21 protein-coding genes are annotated in these 22131 nt (G+C 68.1%); 10 read left to right on the forward strand and 11 right to left on the reverse strand.

The window, feature by feature from the left end; genetic code table 11:
- Positions 1-201: 201 nt before the first annotated feature.
- Positions 202-750 (reverse strand): GNAT family N-acetyltransferase, encoded by a 549-nt coding sequence (locus ACP26O_RS05670; RefSeq protein ID WP_012363418.1) that lies wholly within the window; start codon positions 748-750, stop codon positions 202-204.
- Entirely contained in the window at positions 747-1406 is a 660-nt protein-coding gene (locus tag ACP26O_RS05675) for a helix-turn-helix domain-containing protein (RefSeq protein ID WP_175664026.1), read from the reverse strand. Before ACP26O_RS05675 ends, ACP26O_RS05670 begins: the two co-directional genes overlap by 4 nt.
- A 127-nt stretch (positions 1407-1533) precedes the next feature.
- Between ACP26O_RS05675 and ACP26O_RS05680 the strand changes: the two genes are divergently transcribed.
- Both ACP26O_RS05680 and map read left to right on the forward strand, forming a co-directional pair.
- Complete coding sequence (locus tag ACP26O_RS05680; protein WP_006751861.1) at positions 1534-1770, forward strand: ParD-like family protein; 237 nt, start codon at positions 1534-1536, stop codon at positions 1768-1770.
- Complete coding sequence (gene map, locus ACP26O_RS05685) at positions 1770-2576, forward strand: type I methionyl aminopeptidase (protein WP_175664025.1); 807 nt, start codon at positions 1770-1772, stop codon at positions 2574-2576. Before ACP26O_RS05680 ends, map begins: the two co-directional genes overlap by 1 nt.
- Positions 2577-2718: 142 nt before the next feature.
- Here the strand turns inward: map and ACP26O_RS05690 are convergent, their stop codons facing one another.
- Positions 2719-3222, reverse strand: a complete 504-nt coding sequence (locus ACP26O_RS05690; RefSeq protein WP_175664024.1) for a GAF domain-containing protein — start codon at positions 3220-3222, stop codon at positions 2719-2721.
- Positions 3223-3367: 145 nt separating this feature from the next.
- Entirely contained in the window at positions 3368-4285 is a 918-nt protein-coding gene (locus tag ACP26O_RS05695; RefSeq protein ID WP_105833183.1) for a LysR family transcriptional regulator, read from the reverse strand.
- Between the two features lie 110 nt (positions 4286-4395).
- Here ACP26O_RS05695 and ACP26O_RS05700 point away from each other — a divergent pair, with 110 nt between their 5' ends.
- Together ACP26O_RS05700 and ACP26O_RS05705 are read left to right on the forward strand one after the other, a co-directional pair.
- Positions 4396-5262, forward strand: coding sequence for a pirin family protein (locus ACP26O_RS05700; RefSeq protein WP_175664023.1), 867 nt, complete (start codon positions 4396-4398; stop codon positions 5260-5262).
- A 128-nt stretch (positions 5263-5390) separates the two neighbouring features.
- On the forward strand, positions 5391-5882 hold the full coding sequence (locus ACP26O_RS05705) for a GNAT family N-acetyltransferase (protein ID WP_011656371.1): 492 nt from the start codon (positions 5391-5393) through the stop codon (positions 5880-5882).
- Between the two features lie 19 nt (positions 5883-5901).
- Here ACP26O_RS05705 and ACP26O_RS05710 read toward each other — a convergent pair whose 3' ends face one another.
- The 3 genes from ACP26O_RS05710 to ACP26O_RS05720 are packed head-to-tail and all read right to left on the reverse strand — an operon-like array spanning position 5902 to position 7875.
- Positions 5902-6774, reverse strand: a complete 873-nt coding sequence (locus ACP26O_RS05710) for a cytochrome c oxidase assembly protein (protein ID WP_011656372.1) — start codon at positions 6772-6774, stop codon at positions 5902-5904.
- A gap of 10 nt (positions 6775-6784) precedes the next feature.
- The gene (locus tag ACP26O_RS05715) at positions 6785-7225 is read right to left on the reverse strand and encodes a copper chaperone PCu(A)C (RefSeq protein ID WP_175664022.1); all 441 of its coding nucleotides are present in this window, start codon (positions 7223-7225) and stop codon (positions 6785-6787) included.
- The gene (locus tag ACP26O_RS05720) at positions 7222-7875 is read right to left on the reverse strand and encodes an SCO family protein (RefSeq protein WP_012363427.1); all 654 of its coding nucleotides are present in this window, start codon (positions 7873-7875) and stop codon (positions 7222-7224) included. The genes ACP26O_RS05715 and ACP26O_RS05720 overlap by 4 nt, the downstream gene beginning before the upstream one ends.
- Before the next feature lie 283 nt (positions 7876-8158).
- On the opposite strand from ACP26O_RS05720, the gene otsB reads away from it, so the two are divergent.
- Positions 8159-8911 (forward strand): trehalose-phosphatase, encoded by a 753-nt coding sequence (gene otsB / locus ACP26O_RS05725; protein ID WP_011656375.1) that lies wholly within the window; start codon positions 8159-8161, stop codon positions 8909-8911.
- Positions 8908-10287 carry an alpha,alpha-trehalose-phosphate synthase (UDP-forming) gene (gene otsA / locus ACP26O_RS05730; protein ID WP_165751109.1) on the forward strand — a complete coding sequence of 460 codons (1380 nt, stop codon included), beginning with the start codon at positions 8908-8910 and terminating at the stop codon, positions 10285-10287. Before otsB ends, otsA begins: the two co-directional genes overlap by 4 nt.
- Before the next feature lie 93 nt (positions 10288-10380).
- Here otsA and ACP26O_RS05735 read toward each other — a convergent pair whose 3' ends face one another.
- Entirely contained in the window at positions 10381-12210 is a 1830-nt protein-coding gene (locus ACP26O_RS05735) for an ABC transporter ATP-binding protein (RefSeq protein ID WP_041491128.1), read from the reverse strand.
- A gap of 562 nt (positions 12211-12772) precedes the next feature.
- Here ACP26O_RS05735 and ACP26O_RS05740 point away from each other — a divergent pair.
- The 3 genes from ACP26O_RS05740 to ACP26O_RS05750 all read left to right on the forward strand — a co-directional run bounded on the left by ACP26O_RS05740 (position 12773) and on the right by ACP26O_RS05750 (position 15382).
- The gene (locus ACP26O_RS05740; RefSeq protein WP_011656377.1) at positions 12773-13837 is read left to right on the forward strand and encodes a glycosyltransferase family 4 protein; all 1065 of its coding nucleotides are present in this window, start codon (positions 12773-12775) and stop codon (positions 13835-13837) included.
- Between the two features lie 236 nt (positions 13838-14073).
- Complete coding sequence (locus ACP26O_RS05745; RefSeq protein ID WP_175656032.1) at positions 14074-14874, forward strand: hypothetical protein; 801 nt, start codon at positions 14074-14076, stop codon at positions 14872-14874.
- Between the two features lie 37 nt (positions 14875-14911).
- A complete protein-coding gene (locus ACP26O_RS05750; RefSeq protein ID WP_175664021.1) occupies positions 14912-15382 on the forward strand; it encodes a DUF2214 family protein in 471 nt (156 codons plus the stop codon).
- A gap of 410 nt (positions 15383-15792) precedes the next feature.
- Here ACP26O_RS05750 and gudD read toward each other — a convergent pair whose 3' ends face one another.
- Positions 15793-17145 carry a glucarate dehydratase gene (gudD, locus tag ACP26O_RS05755; RefSeq protein WP_175664020.1) on the reverse strand — a complete coding sequence of 451 codons (1353 nt, stop codon included), beginning with the start codon at positions 17143-17145 and terminating at the stop codon, positions 15793-15795.
- A 361-nt stretch (positions 17146-17506) separates the two neighbouring features.
- On the opposite strand from gudD, the gene ACP26O_RS05760 reads away from it, so the two are divergent.
- On the forward strand, positions 17507-18268 hold the full coding sequence (locus ACP26O_RS05760) for a FadR/GntR family transcriptional regulator (RefSeq protein ID WP_011656382.1): 762 nt from the start codon (positions 17507-17509) through the stop codon (positions 18266-18268).
- 210 nt (positions 18269-18478) lie between these two features.
- Here the strand turns inward: ACP26O_RS05760 and ACP26O_RS05765 are convergent, their stop codons facing one another.
- Together ACP26O_RS05765 and ACP26O_RS05770 are read right to left on the reverse strand one after the other, a co-directional pair.
- Positions 18479-19627 carry a branched-chain amino acid ABC transporter substrate-binding protein gene (locus ACP26O_RS05765; RefSeq protein ID WP_006755533.1) on the reverse strand — a complete coding sequence of 383 codons (1149 nt, stop codon included), beginning with the start codon at positions 19625-19627 and terminating at the stop codon, positions 18479-18481.
- A 349-nt stretch (positions 19628-19976) separates the two neighbouring features.
- On the reverse strand, positions 19977-22121 hold the full coding sequence (locus tag ACP26O_RS05770) for a phosphocholine-specific phospholipase C (protein ID WP_175664018.1): 2145 nt from the start codon (positions 22119-22121) through the stop codon (positions 19977-19979).
- Between the last annotated feature and the right edge of the window lie 10 nt (positions 22122-22131).

The following is a 22131-nucleotide window of genomic DNA, read 5'->3' on the forward strand; positions in this document are numbered from 1 at the left end:
TGCCGTTCTCGCGCAAGAATGCGGCGAACGTCACGCTCGTCGTCACGGGACGAAGGTGCGGGGCCCGGGACGCGTAAGCCTGGAGGCGTGGCGACAACGCTGGCTTGATCGCGTTGGTGCTGCAAGGGCGGTGGTCGTCGTGGCGGGGGCGTCTGCATCGCCCGCGTCAGCGGGAGATTGCCGAACGCTCACCGATGCCGATCAGCCATCCACCGGCTGCGCGGGGGTGTCGAGCGTCAACTGATAGAACGCCGCATCGAGCCAGCGGCCGAACTTGAAGCCCGCTTCGGTGATCGTGCCCGAATGCACGAAGCCGAGGCGCGTATGCAGCGCGACGCTGCCGCCGTTGGTGGCGTCGATGCAACCGACCAGCACGTGCACGTCGGCTTCGCGTGCACGCCGGATCAATTCGCGCAGCAGCAGCTCCCCGAGCCCGCGGCCGCGATGGTCGCGGTGCACGTAGACGCTGTGTTCGACCGTGTACTTGAACGCCGGAAACGCGCGGAACGTGCCCCAACTCGCGAAGCCGACCAGCGTGCCCGATTCATCGACCGCGCCGACGACCGGAAAACCGTTGGCGCGCTTCGTCGCGAACCACGCGACCATCGCTTCGGGCGGGCGCGGCCGGTAGTCGTACAGCGCGGTCGAGTTCACGATCGCGTCGTTCAGAATCTCGAGGATGGCCGCGGCATGCTCGGCCTCGCTGCAATCGATCAGGCGCACGTCGTCACGCTGTTTCGGGGAATTCATACGGGCTCCTGCGCTTGGCGGCTTTGAACGGATGACACACTCCGCGCGCCGGCGGCGGCGGGAACATCGCAGATCGCGACGACATAGCGCGCGGCCTGCGACGACGGGTTGCTGAAAATCAGCGGCTGATCGAGACGCATGGCCAGACAGTCGCCGGCGTGAAGTTCGTGAAGCTGGTTGCCCAGCGTGACGTCGACGCGCCCATCGACGACCCACACCTGTTGATGCAGTGCGCTTTCGCGCCCGCCGGAGTCGTACGCGACGCGCGCGCCGGGCGGGAAATCGACCTCGACGAGCTGGATCGGCGACGGCCAGCCGGGCGGCGACAGATTGCGCCGCACGTAACCGGACGCCGGATCGCGCCATTCCGCCTGCTGCGCGCGCCGCACCAGCGGCTGCGCCGGGGCGTCGTCGCGATCGCCGCCGAACAGCCCGGCCAGCGACACACCGAGACCCGCCGCGAGCTTGTCGAGCACGACGGCCGTCGGGCTCGCCGACGCGCGCTCGATGAGCGAGATCATCGAGCGGCTGACGCCCGAACGCGCGGCGAGCGCATCGAGCGTGTAGCCTCGTAGCGTGCGCAAGTCGCGCACGCGCCGGGCGATGCGTTCGTTGATGCCGGTGTCGTCGACGGGCGGGCGGGTGAATTCCTGCATGATGGATTTATTGTCCAGCAAGCTGGAATTCGATGTCAACGGGGTTTCGGCGGAGTCGGAACGCTTGCCCGTGGGCCGGCCCGAGCGTAATATACGAAACGACTACACTTCGTTTAATTAGGGTTATATGGGAATCATCAAGATATCCGAGCACATGCATGAACGGCTGCGCTCGACCAGTACCGCGCTCAGCCGTTCGATCAATGCGCAGGCGGAACACTGGCTGCGCGTCGGGATGCTGTCGGAACTCAATCCGTCGCTGTCCTACGGCGATATCTGCCGAATGCTGATCGAGATCGAAGCGCGCGGCGGCGATGCGGGGCCGACCGAGTCGGTGGCGCGCGACATCGAGCAGGTGGCGTAATGGCGAAGCGAGAAATCCCGATCCGCGGCGCCGCGGAAATCGACAAGTCGCGCGAGGCCGCGAAGCTCGCGTCCCGCGTGCTGACGATGATCACCGAGCACGTGAAGCCGGGCGTCACCACGGACGAACTGGACGCCCGCTGCCGCGAATACATCGTCGACGAACTCGGCGCGATCCCGGCGAACATCGGCTATCACGGTTATCCGAAAACCCTGTGTACGTCGGTCAACCATGTGGTCTGTCACGGTATTCCATCGTCGCGGCCGATGCGCGACGGCGACATCGTGAATCTCGACATCGCGGTGATCAAGGACGGCTGGTTCGGCGACACGAGCCGCATGTACTTCGTCGGCGAGCCGGGTGAACTGGCGCGGCGCCTCGTCGCGACGACCTACGAGGCGATGCATGCGGGCATCCGCGCGGTGCGTCCGGGCGCGACGCTCGGCGACGTCGGCTATGCGATCCAGCAGGTCGCGCATCGTGAAGGGTTCAGCGTGGTTCGCGAGTACTGCGGGCACGGGATCGGCGACGTGTACCACGACGAGCCGCAGGTGCTGCACTACGGCCGCCCGGGCACCGGCGTGCCGCTGCGGCCGGGGATGATCTTCACGATCGAGCCGATGCTGAATGCGGGCAAGCGCGATACGCGCGTGCTGGCGGACGGCTGGACGGTCGTCACGACGGACCATTCGCTGTCCGCGCAATGGGAGCATATGGTCGTGGTGACGGAGCAGGGCGTCGAGATCCTGTCGGACGACGTGAAGCCGCAGGCGTTCGCGGCGCTCTCCGGCACGCACGCGGCCTGACGCGCGGCAGCCCGCACTTAAAGGCGCAATCGAAACGGGCCCCGTCGTGGGGCCCGTGTCATTCATTGGCAGTCGCGCGGGACGGTCAGCAAGGCCATCGTTTCGACCGCCGCGACCGGCAGCGTCACGCTGCGAACGCCGCTTAACCGCGCGTCTTCTGCCACGCATGTTCAACGAACACGCGGCACAGCGCTTCCATCCCGTTGCGGTCCTCGTCGTCGAAACGTGCGGCAACGGGGCTGTCGACGTCCCACACGCCGATCAGCGTGCCGTCGGCGGCCACCAGCGGCACGACGATTTCCGATTCCGACGCGGCATCGCAGGCGATATGGCCCGGGAATTCATGCACGTCGCGCACGACCTGCGTCTCGCGGGTCTGCGCGGCCGTGCCGCATACACCCTTGCCGAGCGCGATCCGCACGCACGCGGGCTTGCCCTGGAACGGGCCGACCACGAGTTCTGACCCGTCGAAGAAATAGAAGCCGGCCCAGTTCAGGCGGTCGAGCGAGTGATAGACGAGCGCGGAGAAGTTCGCGGCGTTCGCGGTCAGGTCGCGTTCCGATTCGACGAGCGCGCGTGCCTGCTCGACGAGCGTCGCATAGAGTTCGGCCTTGGAGGCGTGAGGATCGTTGGACAGCGTGAACATGGCTGAAATGCGATAAGGGTGGTGAACGGCTGGGTTGTGAAAAGCGCGATGCGCGTCCCGCAGTCTACGGCACGCGCGGCCCGTCTGCAGCGTCCGGTTCGGGAGCGCGATGCCGAATGCGCCACGCACGGGCACGCGAGCCCGCTCAATCCGGTGCGAGTTCGGCGAACCGTTCGGTCAGGAAGTCGAGCAATGCGCGCACCGCGGGCAACAGCCCGCGCCGCGACGCGAACACCGCGTGCACGATCTCGCGCCGCGGCGCCCAGTTCGGCAGCACGGTCACCAGTTCGCCGCGCTCGACTTCATCGCGCACCATCATCGTCGGCAGCTGCACGACGCCGACACCCGCGACGGCCGCCGCGCGCAGCGCGAGCATGCCGCCCGTCACGAGGCGCGGCTGGTGGTGGATTTCCGCCTGCGCGCCGTCGGGGCCGCGCAGCCGCCAGACGTGCGCGGCCTGCGGCACGCCGTGATCGAGGCTCGGCAGGCGGGTCAGATCGGCGGGGACGGCCGGCGTGCCGAGCTCGCGCAGCAACGCGGGGCTCGCGACGAGGCACTGGCCGCGCTCGGCCAGCACGCGCAGCGCGAGATCGCTGTCCTCGAGCGGCGGCGGGCGCACTCGGATCGCGACGTCGATCCCTTCGCCGACCACGTCGACGCGCCGGTTGGTCGCCTCCAGGTGAATCTCGACGCGCGGGCACGCGGCCATGAACGCGGCGATCATCGTGCCGACCAGCGAATCGAGCAGTACGACCGGGCAGCTCACGCGCACGATGCCGCGCGGCTCCTCGTGCAACAGCGCGATCGCTTCGTCGGCGGCGTCGGCTTCGACGAGCATCGCGCGACAGTGCGCGTAGTAGGTCTGGCCGACGTCGGTGACCGTGAAACGGCGCGTCGAGCGCTGGATCAGCCGCATCCCGAGCCGCGCCTCGAGCAGCGCGATGCGGCGGCTCAGCTTCGATTTCGGCAGGTTGAGCGCGCGCCCGGCCGGCGCGAAGCCGCCGTGCTCGACTACCTGCACGAAGTAATAGAGATCGTTCAGATCCCGTTCTTGATCGTTCATCAAATAGAACGCTGAGTGCGATTTTCGCAGTCTACCGGATCGATCGTTCCATCTCTATATTCGTACCCAGGATGCGAAGCACGTGTTTCGCCGCAATTCGGAGAAGGCAAATGAAGAAGATCCAGGGTGTTTACAGCGCGCCGCGTGGCCATTGGGTCGGCGACGGTTTCCCGGTGCGTTCGATGTTCAGCTATCAGTCGCACGGGGCGCACCTCAGCCCGTTCCTGCTGCTCGACTACGCGGGCCCCGCGAACTTCGAGCCGGCTTCGGCCCCGCGCGGGGTGGGTCAGCATCCGCATCGCGGGTTCGAAACCGTGACGATCGTCTATGACGGCGAAGTCGCTCACCGCGACTCGACCGGCGCGGGCGGCGTGATCGGCCCGGGCGACGTGCAGTGGATGACGGCCGCGAGCGGGATCCTCCACGAGGAATTCCACTCGGATGCGTTCACGAAGCGCGGCGGTCCGCTCGAGATGGTGCAGCTGTGGGTGAACCTGCCCGCCGCCGACAAGATGGGCACGCCCGGCTACCAGACGCTGCTGAACGCGGACATCCCGGTGGTCGAGCTGCCGGACGGTGCGGGGCGTGCGCGGATCATCGCGGGCGAATTCGACGGACGGCGCGGCCCGGCCCGCACGCACACGCCGATCGACGTGTGGGACGTGCGGCTCGCAGCCGGCGGCCGCGCGCGGTTCCCGATCGCCGAAGGGCGGACGCTCGCGGTGGTGGTGCTCGACGGTACGCTGCTGGTGAACGGCGAGACGGTCGCCCGCGAAGCGCAGTTCGTGCAACTGAGCCGCGACGGCCGCGACGTCGAGATCGAAGCGAACGGCGACGCCAAGCTGTTGATTTTGAGCGGCGAACCGATCGATGAGCCGGTCGTTGGTTACGGGCCGTTCGTGATGAACTCGCAAGAGGAAATCCGGACCGCGATCGACGATTTCAACAACGGCCGCTTCGGCCAGATGCCGGCATGACGGACAGGCCCCGCGCACATTGCGGGGCCTTTTTTCGTGCGCGGAAGGGCGCGTGCGTGCTGCGTGTGCTTCGAGGCATAATCGACGGTTGCCGCGCGCCGGCCGGCGCGCCCCGAATCAGGACGACCATGACCGCTTCCGCACCTGCCGCCTCCGCGCGCGCCGACGATCTCGACTGGCGCTGGAAATCCTTCGACGCGCTGACCGCGCGTGAACTCTATGCGATCCTCGACGCGCGCAGCGCCGTGTTCGTCGTCGAGCAGAACTGCGTGTATCGCGACATCGACGATGCGGATCAGGCGGCGTGGCATCTGGCCGCGTACGATCCGGCGGGCCGCCTCGCCGGCTACCTGCGCGTGCTGTTGCCGGATGCGCAGAATACCGACGTGCGCATCGGCCGCGTGCTGACGACCGCGCCGTTTCGCGGCGCGGGCCTCGGCAACGCGCTGATCTCGCGCGCGCTCGAGCACATCCGCGCGCAGTGGCCGGATACGCAGGTGAGCCTGCATGCGCAGGCCCACCTGCAGCGTTTCTACGGGGCATTCGGCTTCACGCCGAACTCGGACGTGCACGACGAGGACGGCATCCCGCACGTGTGGATGACCAGCGCGCGCGGCTGACGCGCGGCGCGCCGTGCCGTCAGTGGGCGGCGCGCGTCACCGACGGGCGCTCCGCGCGCCGGGCGGCAGCGCGCTCGTCGAGCAATCGGCCGCGCGCGGACAGCCGCAGCCAGTGCCGCAGCGCGATCAGCGCGCCGATCACGCTCATCATCGAACCCGGAATCCACAGCAGCAAGCCGCCGATCTGCTGGTCACGCAGCGGGCTGAGCCACGTGAACGCGCGTCCGCAGATCGAGTAGATCGGATACAGCTCGTGCGGCGTGAAGAAGATCAGCGCGCCGAGCGCGATCTGCGGCGGGATCGCCGCGACGACGATCAGGATCCGGCGGCCCGGCGACAGCCGCGCGGGCGGCGCGGGACGCGGATCGACGACGAGCCACCAGAACAGCAGCCCGTCGATCACCATGCTCCAGTTCATCACGCGATACAGGCGCCAGTCGAGCATCGCGACGAAGTGGATCGGCGACAGCAGCCAGAAATAGATCAGCCCGACGAACAGCACGACCGCGACGACCGGATGGAACACCACGTCGAGCGTCGCGCGCACGGGCGCCCACGCGAGCGCGGGGCGCACGAAGCGCTGCCGCCAGCGAAACGGAATGCCTGCGCGGATCGCCGCGCCCGGGTACGCCAGTGCGATGAAGAACGGCCCGAGGTGATGCAGCACGAGGTGCTGCGCGCGGTGCAGGAAGAATTCATGCTCGAAGAAGTAGTCGAGCCGCGTATGCAGCGCGATGTAGAGCGCCGTCAGCCCGAACCAGAACGAGAACTGCCGCAGCGGCGACACCTTCGCCTTCTTCACGCCGCGCGCGAACAGCACGGCGGCCGTCAGCACCGCGATGACCACGGTCGGCGACGGTTCCCACGGATCGAGCCAGTACAGGACGTTCATCGCGCGCGCATCACTTCGCCTGGGCCGGCGATTTCACGGTGAACGGCGTGTCGACCGTTTCGCCGTTGGAGAACTTCAGGCGCAGGCGCACGGTGTCGCCGGGCTTGATCGCGTGCTTCGGTTCCTCGAGCATGAAGTGATAGCCGCCCGGCGCGATGTCGACCTTGCCGCGCGCGGGGATCGTCAGCTTGTCGACCATTTCCATCTTCTGCGTCGAGCCGTTCGATACGGTTTGGTGCAGCATCGCCATCCCGTAGTCGGGGCTGTCGACGTCGACGAGATCGACCGGCTTGTCGCCCGTATTGACGAGCGTCACGTAGCCGCCCGCGGGCAGCTGGTTCGGCAGCCAGCGCACCCACGCGTTCTGCGCGGTGATCGCGCCGGCGGCATAGGCGTGCGCGCCGGTGCACAGGGCGGCGAGGAGGGCGAACGTCTTGAGGGTCGTCTTCATGTCGGAGTTCGGGAGGGGGAGGCAGTGTCGATGATCCGGCGCACATCGGCGGCGATGGCGTCGGGCGAATCGCGGTCGGTCGCGAGCAAACGCGCGCGACCGTTCGCGTCGAAGATGTAGACGGCCGAGCTGTGCGTGACTTCGTAGCCGCCGGACGGATCGCGTTTTTCCATCTGGTACGCGACGCGATAGCGTTTCGCGAGCGATTCGATCTGGCCGTCGGTGCCGGTCAGCCCACGCGCGTGCGCGGCGTCGAACGCGGCGACGTACGACTGCATCGCCTGCGGCGTGTCGCGTGCGGGATCGACCGAGACGAACAGGATGCGCACGTCGTTCGCCTGCGGGCCGAGCTTCGCGAGCACTTCCATCAGCCGCGCCATCGTTTCGGGGCAGACGTCCGGACAGTGCGTATAGCCGAAATAGACGAGCGCGATGCGGCCGCGGAATGCGTTCGCGTCGACCGGATGCCCGTCGCCGCCGGTCAGCGTGAACGACAGGTCGGGCAGGTGGCCCGTGACGTTGGTCAGGTGCCAGTTCGGCTCGTCGTGCGTGCAGGCGGCGAGCGCGACGGCGGCGGTCAGCGCCGCGGCCGTGCGGACGAAGCGGGTGATGAGGTGGCGCCGGTGCGGCGCGGGACGGGCAGACGACATCCTGGGGCTCGATCGGACGGAACGGTCGTCGGCCGGCGCGGCGCCATGCGTCGCGCGGCCGGCGGTTGCCGACTGTAGCGCAATTCCCGCGCCCGCGTCCTTTCGAAACCCGCACGGCACGGGCGAGCGGGGCAATATGTCGCAGTTGGCGCGCACGGTGGCGCGAGGTCCGCCATGCGCCGGTTTCGCCCATCTCGGTACGCAGGCGCGGTAAGATGCGCACAATTCCATTCTCGCAGCGGCGGCCGGGCGTGTGCAGGCCGCTCCTCAGACCATCGAATCGATGCAATCCGTTCCGGCTTCCCTGTCCCTGACCGATACCGCGTTCTTTTTCGACTTCGACGGTACGCTCGTCGAACTGGCGCCGACGCCCGACAGCATTCACGTGCCGCCGTCGCTGCTGACGCTGCTCGATGAACTGCGGCGCCGCTCGCATGGCGCGCTCGCCGTCGTGTCGGGTCGCGGCATCGACAACCTCGACGCGTTCCTGAACATGCCGGACCTGCCGATCGCCGGCCTGCACGGCGCCGAGCGTCGCGACGCGAACGGCGACACGCAGCGCATCGGCTTCAACGACGACCGGCTGCTGCGCATCGAGCGCGAACTCGCGTCCGTCGTCGACCGTCATCCGGGCATGCTGCTCGAAATCAAGGGCGCGGCCGTCGCGCTGCACTACCGCAATGCGCCCGAGCGCGAGCCGGCCGCGCGCGAAGCGGCCGAGCGCCTCGTCGCCGAATATGCGGATGCGTATGTGCTGCAGCCGGGCAAGATGGTGTTCGAGATCAAGCCGAAGGGTGTCGACAAGGGGCGCGCGCTGGCTGCGTTCCTCGACGAGCCGCCGTTTGCGGGCCGCGTGCCGCTGTTCGCGGGCGACGACCTGACCGACGAGAAGGGCTTCGCGGTGGTCAACGCGCGGGGCGGTCTGTCGATCAAGGTCGGCGCGGGCGAGACGTCGGCCCGCATGCGGCTCGACTCGGTCGACGCGCTGCACGCGCAGATTGCCCGCTGGCTTGGCGCGGAGCAGCGGGGCGCATGAGTCGACTCATCATCGTTTCAAACCGCGTCGCCCCGATTTCGGAAGGCGAACCGGCGGCGGGTGGCCTCGCGATCGGTGTCTACGATGCGCTGAAGGAGACGGGCGGCATGTGGTTCGGCTGGAGCGGCGAGGTGGTCGCATCCGGTGCGCCGCAGATCCGCATCGAGGAGCGCGGCCCCGTGACGTTCGCGACCGTCGGGCTGTCGCGCCGCGATTACGACCAGTACTACCGCGGTTTCTCGAACGCGACGCTGTGGCCCGCGTTCCATTACCGCGCGGACCTGATCCAGTACGACCGCCACGAGTTCGACGGCTACCGCCGCGTGAACGTGTGGCTCGCGCAGCAGCTCGTGCCGCTGCTGCAGGACGACGACGTGATCTGGGTGCACGACTATCACCTGATCCCGTTCGCGCGTGCGCTGCGTGAGGCCGGCGTGAAGAACCGCATCGGCTTTTTCCTGCACATTCCGTTTCCGGCCGCGCAGGTGCTCGTCAACGTGCCGCCGCATCGCGAGCTCGTCGAGTCGCTGTGCGCGTTCGATTTGCTCGGCTTCCAGACCGAGCCCGACCTGCGCGCGTTCTGCGACTACATCGAGTTCGAGGCGGGCGGCGAAGTCGCGCGCGAAGGGCACACGGTGCGCGTGAACGCGTTCGGCAACACGCTGCGCGCGGCCGCCTATCCGATCGGCGTGTATCCGGACGAGATCGCGTCGCTCGCGCAGGCGGCCGAGAACGGCAAGGCCGTGCGCACGCTGGCGACGTCGCTGCGCGGGCGCCAGTTGATCATGAGCGTCGACCGGCTCGATTATTCGAAGGGGCTCGTCGAGCGGTTCCGCGCGTTCGAGAAATTGCTGGAGCACCAGACGTCGATTCGCAACCGCGTGTCGTTCCTGCAGATCGCGCCGTCGACGCGCGCCGACCTGCGCGCGTACCAGGACATCCGCCTGCAGCTCGAAGCGGAGTCGGGGCGCATCAACGGCCGCTACGCGGAACTCGACTGGGCGCCGATCCTCTACATTCACCGCCAGTACGACCGGCAGGTGCTGGCCGCGCTGTACCGGCTGGCGCGCGTGGGTTTCGTCACGCCGCTGCGCGACGGCATGAACCTCGTCGCGAAGGAGTACGTGTCCGCGCAGAATCCGGACGATCCGGGCGTGCTGGTGCTGTCGCGCTTCGCGGGGGCCGCGCGTGAGCTGACGGGCGCGCTGATCGTCAATCCGATCGACATCGACGGAATGGCCGATGCGTTGTCGCAGGCGCTGACGATGCCGCTCGCCGAGCGGCGCGCGCGTTATGCGGACATGATCGCGCAACTGCGCGAGAACAACGTGTCGGTGTGGCGCGACAACTTCCTGCGCGACCTGCAGCGCGTGTAGCGGGCGCGCCGCGCGGCGGATGCCGCGCGATGCCATGAAAAAAGCCGCCGTGCTTCGCACTGGCGGCTTTTTTATCGGTTGCGTGCCGCGGCGTCAGGCCACGCGTTCGCCGGTCGGCGCGGTGCCGTCGGGCGCGTGATGGCGGCCGTGCTGCTTCGCGAGCAAGTCGCGGTACAGGCCAGGGCGGTTGCGCAGCACGTCGGGGCTGCCATCGTCGATCACCTTGCCGTTGCTCATCACGATGATCCGGTCGAAGTTGCGCAGCGTCGACAGCCGGTGCGCGATCGCGATCACCGTGCGGCCGACCATCAGGCGGTCGAGCGCGCTCTGGATCGCTTCCTCGGACGAGCTGTCGAGTGCGGACGTCGCTTCGTCGAGCAGCAGGATCGGCGCGTCCTTCAGGATCGCGCGGGCGATCGCGATGCGCTGGCGCTGGCCGCCCGACAGCTTGACGCCGCGGTCGCCGACGATCGTGTCATAGCCTTCCGGCATCGCTTCGATGAACTCCGCGCAGCGCGCGTCGCGCGCGGCGGCGAGCACTTGCTCGCGGGTCGCGTCGGGGCGGCCATAGGCGATGTTGTCGTAGATCGTCCGGTGCAGCAGCGAGATGTCCTGCGGCACGAGCGCGATCGCGTGGCGCAGGCTGTCCTGCGTGATCACCTTCACGTCCTGGCCGTCGACCTTCACGACGCCGTCCTGCGTGTCGTAGAAGCGCTGCAGCAGCGCGAGCACGGTCGACTTGCCGGCGCCCGACTTGCCGATCAGGCCGACACGCTGGCCCGGCTCGATATGGAGGTCGAAGTGGTCGAGGATCGCGCGGCGGTGCGGATATGCGAACGTCACGCGCTCGAAGTCGACGCGCCCGCCGGTGGCCGCCAGCGGCTTCGCGTCGGAGTGGTCGGGCATCCCGTGCGGTTCGAGCAGCGTCTTCACGGCTTCGGACAGGCGCGCGACGTGCTGCGTGACGTCGACGAGCGCGACCGCGAGGTCGCGCGTGCCGTGCAGGATCGTGAAGCCGAGCGAGCTGACGAGCACGATGTCGCCCGACGTCGCGCGGCCCTGGTCCCACAGCCACAGCGCCCAGCCGAGCAGGCCGGCCGACAGCATCGCGGTGATCACCGCATGCAGCAGCCGCAGTTTTTCGAGATAGAACAGGCTCTGCTGGCGCGCGTCCATCTCCGCCTTGATCGTTGCGCTGAAGCGCTTCTGTTCGCGCACCGTCATCCCGAACGCACGCACGAGCCCCATGTTGCCGATCACGTCGACGAGCTCGCCGTCGACCGCCGCGGCCTTCGCCGCGAATGCGTGGTGGCGCGCCGAGCCGCGCCCGGCCAGCTTGAACAGGATGATGGACAGCACGGCCGAGCAGCCGAGCAGGCCGGCGGCCATCAGCGGATTGACGACGATGATCATCAGGATCGCGCCCATCACCGCGATACACGGCGGCAGCACGTTCCACGCCATCGTGTTCTCCGACGTATAGACCGCGTTCGACGTGGCCGTGATGCGGCTCGCGAGCGTACCCGGCTGCTTTTCCGAGTAGTAGGTCGGCGAATGGCCGATCAGATACTGGAACAGGTCGCGCCGCAGGTCGCCGGTGACCGCGACGAACGTGTGCGCGGCAGCCCAGCCGCCGACCCGCCACAGCAGGTTGTCGGCCGCGATCAGCCCGACGAGCAGCGCGAACGCGCTCCACAGCGGGCCCGGATGATGGCGCCCGGTCGCCAGCACGTCGATCAGGTGCTTGATCGCGTATTGCGAGCCGAGCGCGCAGCCGACGGCAGCCAGCACGCTGCAGAGCACGACGAGGTGAGCAACGGGATGCAGGCGGATGTAGCGGAACAGGAACGCGATCGGCCGGTGCGCGTAGCTCGAGAGCTTCGCGTTGTGGGCGTTGCGCTGGGCGGGGGTAAGAGATTCCAAAATATGCGTGCGGTGATTCGGTGATTGAGCGTGGCGGCTGGATCGCATGCCGGCGTGCGCTCGGACTGAATAATCCGGCATTGTAAACAAGGCCTGCGTCGCGCTGCGCGAATCTTGCCTGGGCCAGAGGCTCGCGAGCGATTTTGAGATAAAATCTGGCATCCCGTCCTGTTTCATGTGCCGGAATCACGCTGCCGGCACGCACGGGTGACAAGGATCGCCAAAAGGGCCTTCCACTCTAGAACGGACACCCGAGTCCGCGGGTTGCAAAGTGTTGCGCCTTTGTAACAAAGTAAAGTGTTTGAAATGTCGGGGGCCGTCTCGGGATTAACCCTAGATAATCGGCTCCGGGGTCGATCCCAGGTTTTTTTACGAACCCCTGTCAACGGGTCTTCGTTTCGAACGTTCTATGCCTGTCGCGTCGCCGACGCTCCTTGAGCAGCGCGGGTTCGACGCCCCGGCAGGCTGATTCGTCCGACCGTCGGACGAAATGCATCCAGCCCGACCGCTGGCAGGTTGCCGACCCATACCTGGTTTTTAGCCGATTTTTTAGGAGTTACGCATGCGAATCGCCCAAATCGCTCCGTTGCATGAGGCAGTCCCCCCGAAGCTTTACGGTGGTACCGAGCGAGTGGTGTCCTATCTGACCGAAGCACTTGTCGAGATGGGGCATGACGTCACGCTCTTCGCGAGCGGCGATTCGCAGACCTCCGCGAAGCTCGAAGCGTGCTGGCCGCAGGCACTGCGCCTCGACCCGACGATCCGCGACGTGATGGCCCCGCACATGCTGCTCCTCGAGCAGGTGCGCCGCCGCGCGGAAGAGTTCGACGTCCTGCACTGCCACATCGACTACTACCCGTTCTCGCTGTTCTCGCGCCAGCCGGTCCCGCATCTGACGACGATGCACGGCCGTCTCGACCTGCCGGAACTGCAGCCGATCTTCAACGCGTTCAGCGACGTGCCGGTCGTGTCGATCTCCGACAACCAGCGCATCCCGCTGCCGCAGGCGAACTGGCTGTCGACCGTGTATCACGGCCTGCCGGAAAACCTGCTGACGCCGATCCCGAACGTGAAGCCGAGCTATCTCGCGTTCCTCGGCCGCATCTCGCCGGAAAAGCGTGTCGACACCGCGATCCGCATCGCCGAGCAGGCCGGCCTGCCGATCAAGATCGCCGCGAAGCTCGACAAGGCTGACCGCGCGTACTACGAAGAGAAGATCAAGCCGCTGTTCGCGCTGCCGCACGTCGAGTATATCGGCGAAATCAGCGAGTCGGAAAAGACCGAATTCCTGGGCAACGCGCACGCGCTGCTGTTCCCGATCGACTGGCCGGAGCCGTTCGGCCTGGTGATGATCGAGGCGATGGCCTGCGGCACGCCGGTGATCGCGTTCAAGCGCGGCTCGGTGCCGGAAGTGATCGACAACGGCGTGTCGGGCTTCGTTGTCGAAGACGAACTCTCGGCCGTTGCGGCGCTCAACCGCCTCGATACGCTGCCGCGCGAGAAGGTGCGGGCCGCGTTCGAAGCGCGCTTCTCGTCGAAGGTGATGGCGCAGAACTACGTGAAGGGCTACGAGGAACTGCTGCGCCAGAAGCACCGCACGGTGCTGCGCGAAGTCAACGCAAACTGATGCCGGGCTGCCGGCCGCACCGCGGTTGAGGCCCTCAGCGACGCCCCGTCCGGGACCCCGGCGGGGCGTTGTCACATCCGCGGCGCGGATCTGTTGTATTCTCGCCGCGCCCGACGCCGCGAACGGCCCCGGAACGGGGCCGGCACGCCATCCGGCAATCTGTCCAGACGGTAATGTCCCTATAATGGCCGTGCCGTGAAATCCGGCCCCGCACGAACATCGAGAGGAGAGCAGTCTTGGCGAGAACGAAAACGACGCGCGCAGCGCCGGCCCCCGGCGCCGGCGTGATCTTCGCATTGCGCGCGATCGGGCTCGTGCTGTTCGCGCGCTGGCTGTTCTCGATGTCCCAGATGGGCTATCGCGCGTCGCTGTCGGCGATGGTGTCGTCGCCCTGGGCGTTCGTCTATCTCGTGCTGATCTTCCTGTTGCTCGCGCTGCCGGGCGCCGCCGCGCGCGCCGAGCGGCCGTTCCATCCGCTGCCGCAGTGGCTGCGCCAAGCGCTGCGCGTGTTCGCGCTGATCGGTTTCCTGTTTGCCGTCTGGTCGATCGGCGCGTTCGCGTGGGCGGCCGGCTGGCGTTCTGCGCTGCACGCGGTGACGGCGACCAACGGCTGGCTGATCGCCGCGCCGGCGCTGTATGCGGCGATCGTGTGGATGTGCCGGCCGCGGCCGCTGTGGCGGACCAACGTGGCCGCGCGCCGTTTCGCGGTCGGCCGCTACGCGATCTCGCTCGATACGCTCACCCGTACCGCGATCGTCTGGATGGAGAGCCGCAAGGTCGGCCAGTACGATGCGCGCGAGCTCTCCGTGCGCTGGCCCGGCCAGGTTGCGCCGGCAGCGGGTGAGCAGGGGGCGCAGCTGGCCGCCGTGCCGCCGCGTCGCGGCAGCCTGTTCCGGCGGCCGAAGGTCGAGCTGCTGTGGGATTCGCCGGCAGCCGTCGGCCATAACCGGCAGATCGTGATGCGCGCGCCGCTCGTGACCGAGGGCGACCGCGTCGCCGTGCTCGCGCTCGACGCGGCGCTCAAGCAGATCGTCTGACCACGCCTGCGCGGCGCGCGGGCGACAAGGAGGCGCAATGATCGTCCGCTGGTTGCTGGCAGCCGTTCACCTGATGGCGTTCGGCGTCGCGTTCGCCGCGATCGTGGGGCGCAACCGCGCGCTGCGGCGGGTCATCGCGTCGGCGCAGGCCGCCGACCTGCGCGGCGTGTTCAAGGCCGATGCGGCGTGGGGATTGTCCGCGCTGGTGCTGATCGCGACAGGGCTCACGCGCGCGTTCGGCGGCTTCGAGAAAGGCGCCGCGTATTACCTTCACGAGCCGCTCTTTCACCTCAAGATGACCGCGCTCGTGCTGATCCTGCTGCTCGAGATCGTGCCGATGCTCGGGCTGATCCGCTGGCGCATCGCCGCGCGGCGGCAGCAGATGCCGGATCTCGGCCGCGCACGGACCTATGTGCGGATCGGTCACTGGCAGGCCGTGCTCGTGATGGTGATCGTGTTGGCCGCGTCGGGGATGGCGCGGGGGATCTGGGCCGCCGGGCAGCTTTGACGGGCTGATAGCGCCGGGTGCCGTTGCCGGGCCGGATCATACTGGACCGACCGACGGACCGACCGACGGACCGACCGACGGACCGACCGACGGACCGACCGACGGGCCGACCGACGGGCCGACCGACCGAGCGACCGACCGAGCGACCGAGCGACCGAGCGACCGACCGAGCGACCGACCGAGCGACCGAGCGACCGAGCGACCGAGCGACCGACCGACCGACCGACCGACCGACCGACCGACCGACCGACCGACCGACCGACCGACCGGCGGGCCGTGGCCGCGCGAATTCCGATTCCGTTTCCGTTCGATGCCGGCCGGCTTTTCCCGCCCCGCAACCCGCCGATGCGCGGGCGAAGCGACGCATCGCCTTCCGGCCGAGCGGACCCGCCGCCCGGTTCGTCCCGCGCTCAGCGCACGAGGCAGGGGCGCTTGTTGTTGAACGTCCACCCCGGAATCAGATACTGCATCGCCGCCGCATCGTCGCGCGCGCCGAGCCCGTGCTGCTTGTACAGCTCGTGCGCGACCGCGACCGCATCCATGTCGATGTCGATGCCGAGGCCCGGCCGCTTCGGCACTTCAACGAGCCCGTTCTCGATCTTCAGCGGCTCGCGCGTGAGCCGTTCGCCGTCCTGCCAGATCCAGTGCGTGTCGATCGCGGTGACCTGGCCGGGCGCCGCGGCCGCGACGTGCGTGAACATCGCGAGCGACACGTCGAAGTGGTTGTTCGAATGCGAACCCCACGTGAGGCCCCAGTCGCGGCACATCTGCGCGACGCGCACCGAGCCCTGCATCGTCCAGAAGTGCGGGTCGGCGAGCGGGATGTCGACGGCGTGCAGCTGCACCGCGTGGCCCATCTGGCGCCAGTCGGTCGCGATCATGTTGGTGGCCGTGGGCAGCCCGGTCGAGCGGCGGAATTCGGCCATCACCTCGCGGCCCGAGTAGCCGTTCTCCGCGCCGCACGGATCTTCCGCGTAGGCGAGCACGTGGTGCAGGTCGCGGCACAGCCGCACGGCCTCGTCGAGCGACCACGCGCCGTTCGGATCGAGCGTCACGCGCGCTTCGGGGAAACGCTCGGCCAGCGCCGTCACGGCTTCGACCTCGCGCGCGCCTTCGAACACGCCGCCCTTCAGCTTGAAGTCGTTGAAACCGTAGCGCGCGTGCGCGGCTTCGGCGAGGCGCACGACCGCCTCGGGCGTCAGCGCGGCCTCGTCGCGCACGCGGGTCCAGTCGTCGGTCGCGCCGCGGCCGTCGCGATAGGGCAGCGCGGTCTTGCCGCGGTCGCCGACGTAGAACAGGTAGCCGAGCATCTCGACGCGCTCGCGCTGCTGCCCTTCGCCGAGCAGCGCGGCCACAGGCACGCCGAGATGCTGGCCGAGCAGGTCGAGCAGCGCGGCCTCGAGCGCGGTGACCGCGTGGATCGTGGTGCGCAGGTCGAACGTCTGCAGGCCGCGGCCGCTCACGTCGCGATCGGCAAAGGTGCGCCGCACGTCGTTGAGCACCGCGTGGTAGTTGCCGACCGGCTGGCCGACGACGAGCGCGCGCGCATCTTCGAGCGTGCGGCGGATGCTTTCTCCGCCCGGCACTTCGCCGACACCGGTCCGGCCCGCGCTGTCCTTCAGGACCACGAGGTTGCGGGTGAAGAACGGACCGTGCGCGCCGCTCAGGTTGAGCAGCATGCTGTCGTGGCCGGCGACCGGAATGGCTTGCAGCTCGACGATGCGCGGCGTGTCGTGGGAAGGCGAGGCAGTGACGGCGTTCATGGCGGCGATGGCAGAAGAGTGGGCGATGCCGTGCGGCAAAATCTTTGCCGCGCGCGGCGGGAGGTGCGATCATTCGACAACCGACGTGCGCGGCGCGCAAGCCCCGCATGTCGACAGCAACCCGAATGGGCGGGAGCGACCAGCTCGATGCCGATATCGCGCGCAAGCGCGAAGGTCGGTCGATCGCGAACCACGGGACCGGGTAGGCGCCGATGTGCCAGCCTCGGTCAACAGGAGATCCGTGTGGCGATCATCAGTCGTCGGATGACTTGTGACGCAGTATAATGAATCATCGGCGTTCGCTCAAACCCCGCGTAAACCCTCGGCTCACATTACGATCATTCAAAAAGGAACCGGCCTCATGTCCGTGCCCACGCTTCCCGCTGCGCCGCGCCGTCGCGCACGCAGCCTCGCACAAGATGTCGTCGACGCGCTGACCGCGCAGATCGAAAACGGCACGCTGCGTCCCGGTGACAAGCTGCCGACCGAAACCGAAGTCATGGCAGCGCAGGGCGTCAGCCGCACGGTCGTGCGCGAAGCGATTTCGCGGATGCAGGCGAGCCACCTCATCGAGACGCGCCACGGCATCGGCAGCTTCGTGCTCGAACCGTCGCGCCGCCAGGCGCTCGGCATCGATCCCGCGACCATCATGACGCTGCGCGACGTGCTCGCGGTGCTCGAGCTGCGCATCAGCCTCGAAAGCGAATGCGCGAGCCTCGCCGCGCAGCGCGCGAACGACACCGACCTCGCCGCGCTGCGGCGTGCGCTCGACGCGATCGCGTCGGGGGCGGGCGGCGGGCGCGACACCGCGCAGCTCGACTTCAACTTCCACCTGCAGATCGCGCAGTCCACCGGCAACCGCTACTTCGTCGACATCATGACGCAGCTCGGTGCGTCGATCATCCCGCGCACGCGCGTGAATTCGGCGCGCTTCGCCGGCGACGACCTCGAGCGCTATGTCGGCCGGCTCAATCACGAGCACGAGGACATCTACGAGGCGATCGCGCGTCACGATCCGGAAGCCGCGCGTGCTGCCATGCGCACGCACCTGACCAACAGTCGCGAGCGGCTGCGCCGCGCACACGAGGCGGCCGAGGCGGAACGCGACACGCAGACCAACTGACGCGACGCCGCCTACACGGCCCGTGCGTCGCGACGGGCCGTAACCTCAACATCAGACATCGTATGAGATCGGCGTCATTGCGCCGATCGTTTCGCGGCCGCAGCACCTTCGACTGCTCCGCATCGTGTGAAGGGCGGACCGGGCGGCGTTCCCGCCGCCGCCCGTCACGCCCGGCGCGGCCCGGCTACCCAGGCCGCCCATCCGGTTCGATTAGCCCCCCTTCGTCACGATCGTCTTCCACGCGCCGTTCTTCACCTGGTACAGCGTCGACATCCCGCTCTTCAGCGAGCCGTCGTTCGCGAACGAGATCCGGCCGGTGATGCCCTCGAAATCGATCTTCTTCAGCGCCGGGCGGTAGACCTTCGGATCGGTCGAGTTGGCTGCCTGCATCGCCTTGATCGCGGCCCAGGTCGCGTCGTAGCCGAACTGCGCGTACGACAGCACGTCGACGCCGAAGCGCTTCTTGAACCGCTGCTCGAAATCCTTGCCCTGCGGCAGCTCGTCGAGCGGACGCCCGTATTCCCACGCCATCGCGCCTTCCGCGGCCGGGCCGGCGATCTTGATGAACTCGTTGTCCTTCACGCCGCCGCCGCCGACGAACTTCGCGTTCAGCCCGAGCTGGCGCATCTGCTTGACGAAGTTCGCGGCGAGCGAATCGAGGCCGCCGAAGAAGATCAGGTCGGGGTTCTTGCCTTTCAGGCTCGTGATCTGCGCACGGAAATCGACCGCCTGGTTGCTGGTGAACTCGCGGCCGATGATGTTGCCGCCGGCCGCCTTCACGGCCTTCTCGAACTCGTCCGCCTCGCCCTGGCCGAACGCGGTGCGGTCGTCGATGATCGCGATGCGCTTCGCCTTGGTCACGTCGACCGCGTACTTGCCCGCGTTGCCGGCGTTCTGGCCGTCGGTCGCGATCACCATGAACATGTTCGCGAGCCCGCGCGACGTGAGCGTCGGGTTGGTCGCGGCCGGATCGATCACCGGGATGCCGGCCTTGTCGTAGACGACCGACGCCGGAATCGTGGTCCCGGAGTTGAAGTGGCCGACCACCACCGACACGTTCTGGTCGATCAGCGCCTGCGCGGCCTGCACGCCGATGCGCGGGTCGGCCTGGTCGTCCTGCACGATCAGGTTGAAGTGCGCGGGCTTGCCGGCGATCTGTATCTTCTGCGCGGCGGCATCGTCGAGCGCGAGCTGCACGCCGTTCTGAAGATCCTTGCCGTAGCCGGCGTTCACGCCTGTGAGCGGCGCGGCGAAGCCGACCTTCACGTCGGTCGCGTCGGCGGCCCGGGCGGCTTGTTGCGAGAGGAGGGCAAAGGCGGAGATGACCGACACCGACAGCAGGGAATGACGGAATTTCATGTTCGTTCCTCTTGTTCTACACCAGCGGGTGGATACCGCACGCAGCCGGCGGGCCGGACGCGTGCGACGGGTGGGCGGTTCGACCGCTTCTCGGAATCGGGCGGGGAGGTCGGCATGTTGATGATTCCCGGAAGAATCTCCCGTCAGGCTCGGCGAGGAGCCCCGATCGTCTCGATATATAGGTCGCCGATATGCACGGGTCTTGGCAATTTGCCGCGCATTCGATGCGGATTTGCGCATAGCTTCCGCGCGTGCGCGGGCGGCCGGTATCGGGAGTTTCCCGTCACGAGCGGACGGGAGGCAGGCTGGGCGGCGCGGCCCCGGCGGGGCCGCGCCGCGTTCGACGTCGTCAGTCGGACAGGGCGTCCGATGCGGCTTCGGCGTCGTCGTGCGACGCGTTCGTGCGGATCGCCGGGTCGCTCGTGCTCGGGCGGCCGGTCTCGACGTGGCCCGCGAAGCGGCGCAGGAAGCCGAGCGGACGGCCATCGCTGACGGTCAGGTCGTACCAGCCGTGACTGCCGCGCAGATCCCAGTAGTCGTCGACGTGCGCGCCCGGGGCGAGGTCGAACGTGCGCGCGCGGCCGTGGCCGTACGCGTTCGTCACCTTGAGCTGCACGGCCTTGTGGCCGCGGTTCATCAGGCGCAGCGTGATGTTGCCGTTGGCGACGTCGTAGCCGTAGATCACCTCGGGGTTCACGCTCGCGCTGCCGACGCCGGTCGCGAACGGGCCGCGGAAATGGCAGTAGAAGCCGTTCGGGCCGTACACGTCGAGGTCGTACAGGCCGAGCGACGGCGCGGCGCTCCACGTATCGGCGACCCGCTTGCCGGCTTCGACCGTGTACGCCCATGGGCCGTCGAGGCGGTTGCGCGACTGCACCTGGAATGCCGCGCCCGCACGGCCGGTGTTCGCGAAGGTCAGCCGGAACAGGCCGTTCGCGGCTTCGACGCGGCCGTGCACGAACAGCTCGTACGGCAGCGCGCGCGCCGGACGCAGCCCGGCCTCCTGTTTCGGCAGCTTCTGCAGCACCGGCGGCACCGGGATGTAGTCGGGGTGGCGCACGCGGTCGGGCGGCGCATAGCCGCTCGTGTCGGGCAGCGTCGGCCATGCGGTGTCGGCGGTCGCGAATTCGAACGCCGACGTCAGGTCGCCGCACACCGCACGGCGCCACGGCGACACGTTGGCGGCCGTCACCGGATACTGCGCGCCGAAGCGCGCTTCGATGAATTGCAGCAGCGACGTGTGATCGAAGGTCTGCGAGCAGACCCAGCCACCCTTGGTCCACGGCGACACGACCAGCATCGGCACGCGCGGCCCGAGCCCGTACGGGCCGGCCATGTGCGACGCGTCGCCGGCGAACACCTCGTTGGTCGTTGCGACCGTCGACAGCCCGTTGTCGCGCGACTGCGGCGCGAACGGCGGCGGCACGTGGTCGAAGAAGCCGTCGTTCTCGTCGTAGGTGATGAAGAGGGCGGTCTTGCTCCACACGTCCGGATTCGACACGAGCACCTTCAGCACCTGCTCGATGTACCACGCGCCGTAGTTGGCCGGCCAGTTCGGGTGTTCCGAGTACGCTTCCGGCGCGCAGATCCACGACACCTGCGGCAGCGTGCCGTTCTTCACGTCCTGCTGCAGCACGTCGAACAGCGTACCGCCGGCGCTGATGTTGGTGCCGGTGCGCGCCTTGTCGTACAGCGGCGTGCCGGGCAGCGCGCTGCGGTACTGGTTGAAGTAGAGCAGCGCGTTGTCGCCGTAGTTGCCGATGTACGGGTTCTGCGTCCAGCCCCACGAGCCCTTCGCGTCGAGCCCGGTGCCGACGTCCTGGTAGATCTTCCACGACACGCCGGCCTGCTCGAGCACTTCCGGATAGGTCGTCCAGCCGTAGCCCGTTTCCTCGTTGCCGAGCACCGGGCCGCCGCCCGTGCCGTCATTGCCGACGTAGCCGGTCCACATGTAGTAGCGGTTCGGGTCGGTCGAACTCGGGATCGCGCAGTGGTACGCGTCGCAGATCGTGAATGCGTCGGCGAGCTGGTAGTGGAACGGGATGTCGTCGCGCTTCAGGTACGCCATCGTCGTGGTGCCCTTGTTCGGCACCCACTGGTCGTAGCGGCCCTTGTTCCACGCGGCGTGCATGTCCTGCCAGCCGTGCGGCAGGTCCTGCAGGAACTGCAGGCCGAGCTTGTCCGCGCCCGGGTGAAACGGCAGCAGCTCGGCCGGGCCGACCGGCTGATGGAACACCGACTTGCCGTTCGCGAGGCGCAGCGGGCGGGGATCGCCGAAGCCGCGCACGCCGCGCATCGTGCCGAAGTAGTGGTCGAACGAACGGTTCTCCTGCATCAGGATCACGATGTGTTCGATATCGCGGATGGTGCCGGTACGGCGGTTCGCCGGAATCGCAAGCGCATCGCGGATCACGGGCGGGAACAGGTTCAGCGCGGCGGCGCCGGCAGTGCCGGCGGCGACGCGCAGGAAGTCACGACGGTTCGATCGGGTCATGGTCGTTATC

Source organism: Burkholderia sp. R-40, from assembly GCF_049942845.1.
Lineage (GTDB): Bacteria > Pseudomonadota > Gammaproteobacteria > Burkholderiales > Burkholderiaceae > Burkholderia > Burkholderia ambifaria.

Bases quoted from the DNA above. Each gene is read 5' to 3' on its own strand.
- ACP26O_RS05670 (WP_012363418.1), bottom strand. From the start codon at position 750: ATGAATTCCCCGAAACAGCGTGACGACGTGCGCCTGATCGATTGCAGC.
- ACP26O_RS05675 (WP_175664026.1), bottom strand. From the start codon at position 1,406: ATGCAGGAATTCACCCGCCCGCCCGTCGACGACACCGGCATCAACGAA.
- ACP26O_RS05680 (WP_006751861.1), top strand. From the start codon at position 1,534: ATGGGAATCATCAAGATATCCGAGCACATGCATGAACGGCTGCGCTCG.
- map (WP_175664025.1), top strand. From the start codon at position 1,770: ATGGCGAAGCGAGAAATCCCGATCCGCGGCGCCGCGGAAATCGACAAG.
- ACP26O_RS05690 (WP_175664024.1), bottom strand. From the start codon at position 3,222: ATGTTCACGCTGTCCAACGATCCTCACGCCTCCAAGGCCGAACTCTAT.
- ACP26O_RS05695 (WP_105833183.1), bottom strand. From the start codon at position 4,285: ATGAACGATCAAGAACGGGATCTGAACGATCTCTATTACTTCGTGCAG.
- ACP26O_RS05700 (WP_175664023.1), top strand. From the start codon at position 4,396: ATGAAGAAGATCCAGGGTGTTTACAGCGCGCCGCGTGGCCATTGGGTC.
- ACP26O_RS05705 (WP_011656371.1), top strand. From the start codon at position 5,391: ATGACCGCTTCCGCACCTGCCGCCTCCGCGCGCGCCGACGATCTCGAC.
- ACP26O_RS05710 (WP_011656372.1), bottom strand. From the start codon at position 6,774: ATGAACGTCCTGTACTGGCTCGATCCGTGGGAACCGTCGCCGACCGTG.
- ACP26O_RS05715 (WP_175664022.1), bottom strand. From the start codon at position 7,225: ATGAAGACGACCCTCAAGACGTTCGCCCTCCTCGCCGCCCTGTGCACC.
- ACP26O_RS05720 (WP_012363427.1), bottom strand. From the start codon at position 7,875: ATGTCGTCTGCCCGTCCCGCGCCGCACCGGCGCCACCTCATCACCCGC.
- otsB (WP_011656375.1), top strand. From the start codon at position 8,159: ATGCAATCCGTTCCGGCTTCCCTGTCCCTGACCGATACCGCGTTCTTT.
- otsA (WP_165751109.1), top strand. From the start codon at position 8,908: ATGAGTCGACTCATCATCGTTTCAAACCGCGTCGCCCCGATTTCGGAA.
- ACP26O_RS05740 (WP_011656377.1), top strand. From the start codon at position 12,773: ATGCGAATCGCCCAAATCGCTCCGTTGCATGAGGCAGTCCCCCCGAAG.
- ACP26O_RS05750 (WP_175664021.1), top strand. From the start codon at position 14,912: ATGATCGTCCGCTGGTTGCTGGCAGCCGTTCACCTGATGGCGTTCGGC.
- gudD (WP_175664020.1), bottom strand. From the start codon at position 17,145: ATGAACGCCGTCACTGCCTCGCCTTCCCACGACACGCCGCGCATCGTC.
- ACP26O_RS05760 (WP_011656382.1), top strand. From the start codon at position 17,507: ATGTCCGTGCCCACGCTTCCCGCTGCGCCGCGCCGTCGCGCACGCAGC.
- ACP26O_RS05765 (WP_006755533.1), bottom strand. From the start codon at position 19,627: ATGAAATTCCGTCATTCCCTGCTGTCGGTGTCGGTCATCTCCGCCTTT.
- ACP26O_RS05770 (WP_175664018.1), bottom strand. From the start codon at position 22,121: ATGACCCGATCGAACCGTCGTGACTTCCTGCGCGTCGCCGCCGGCACT.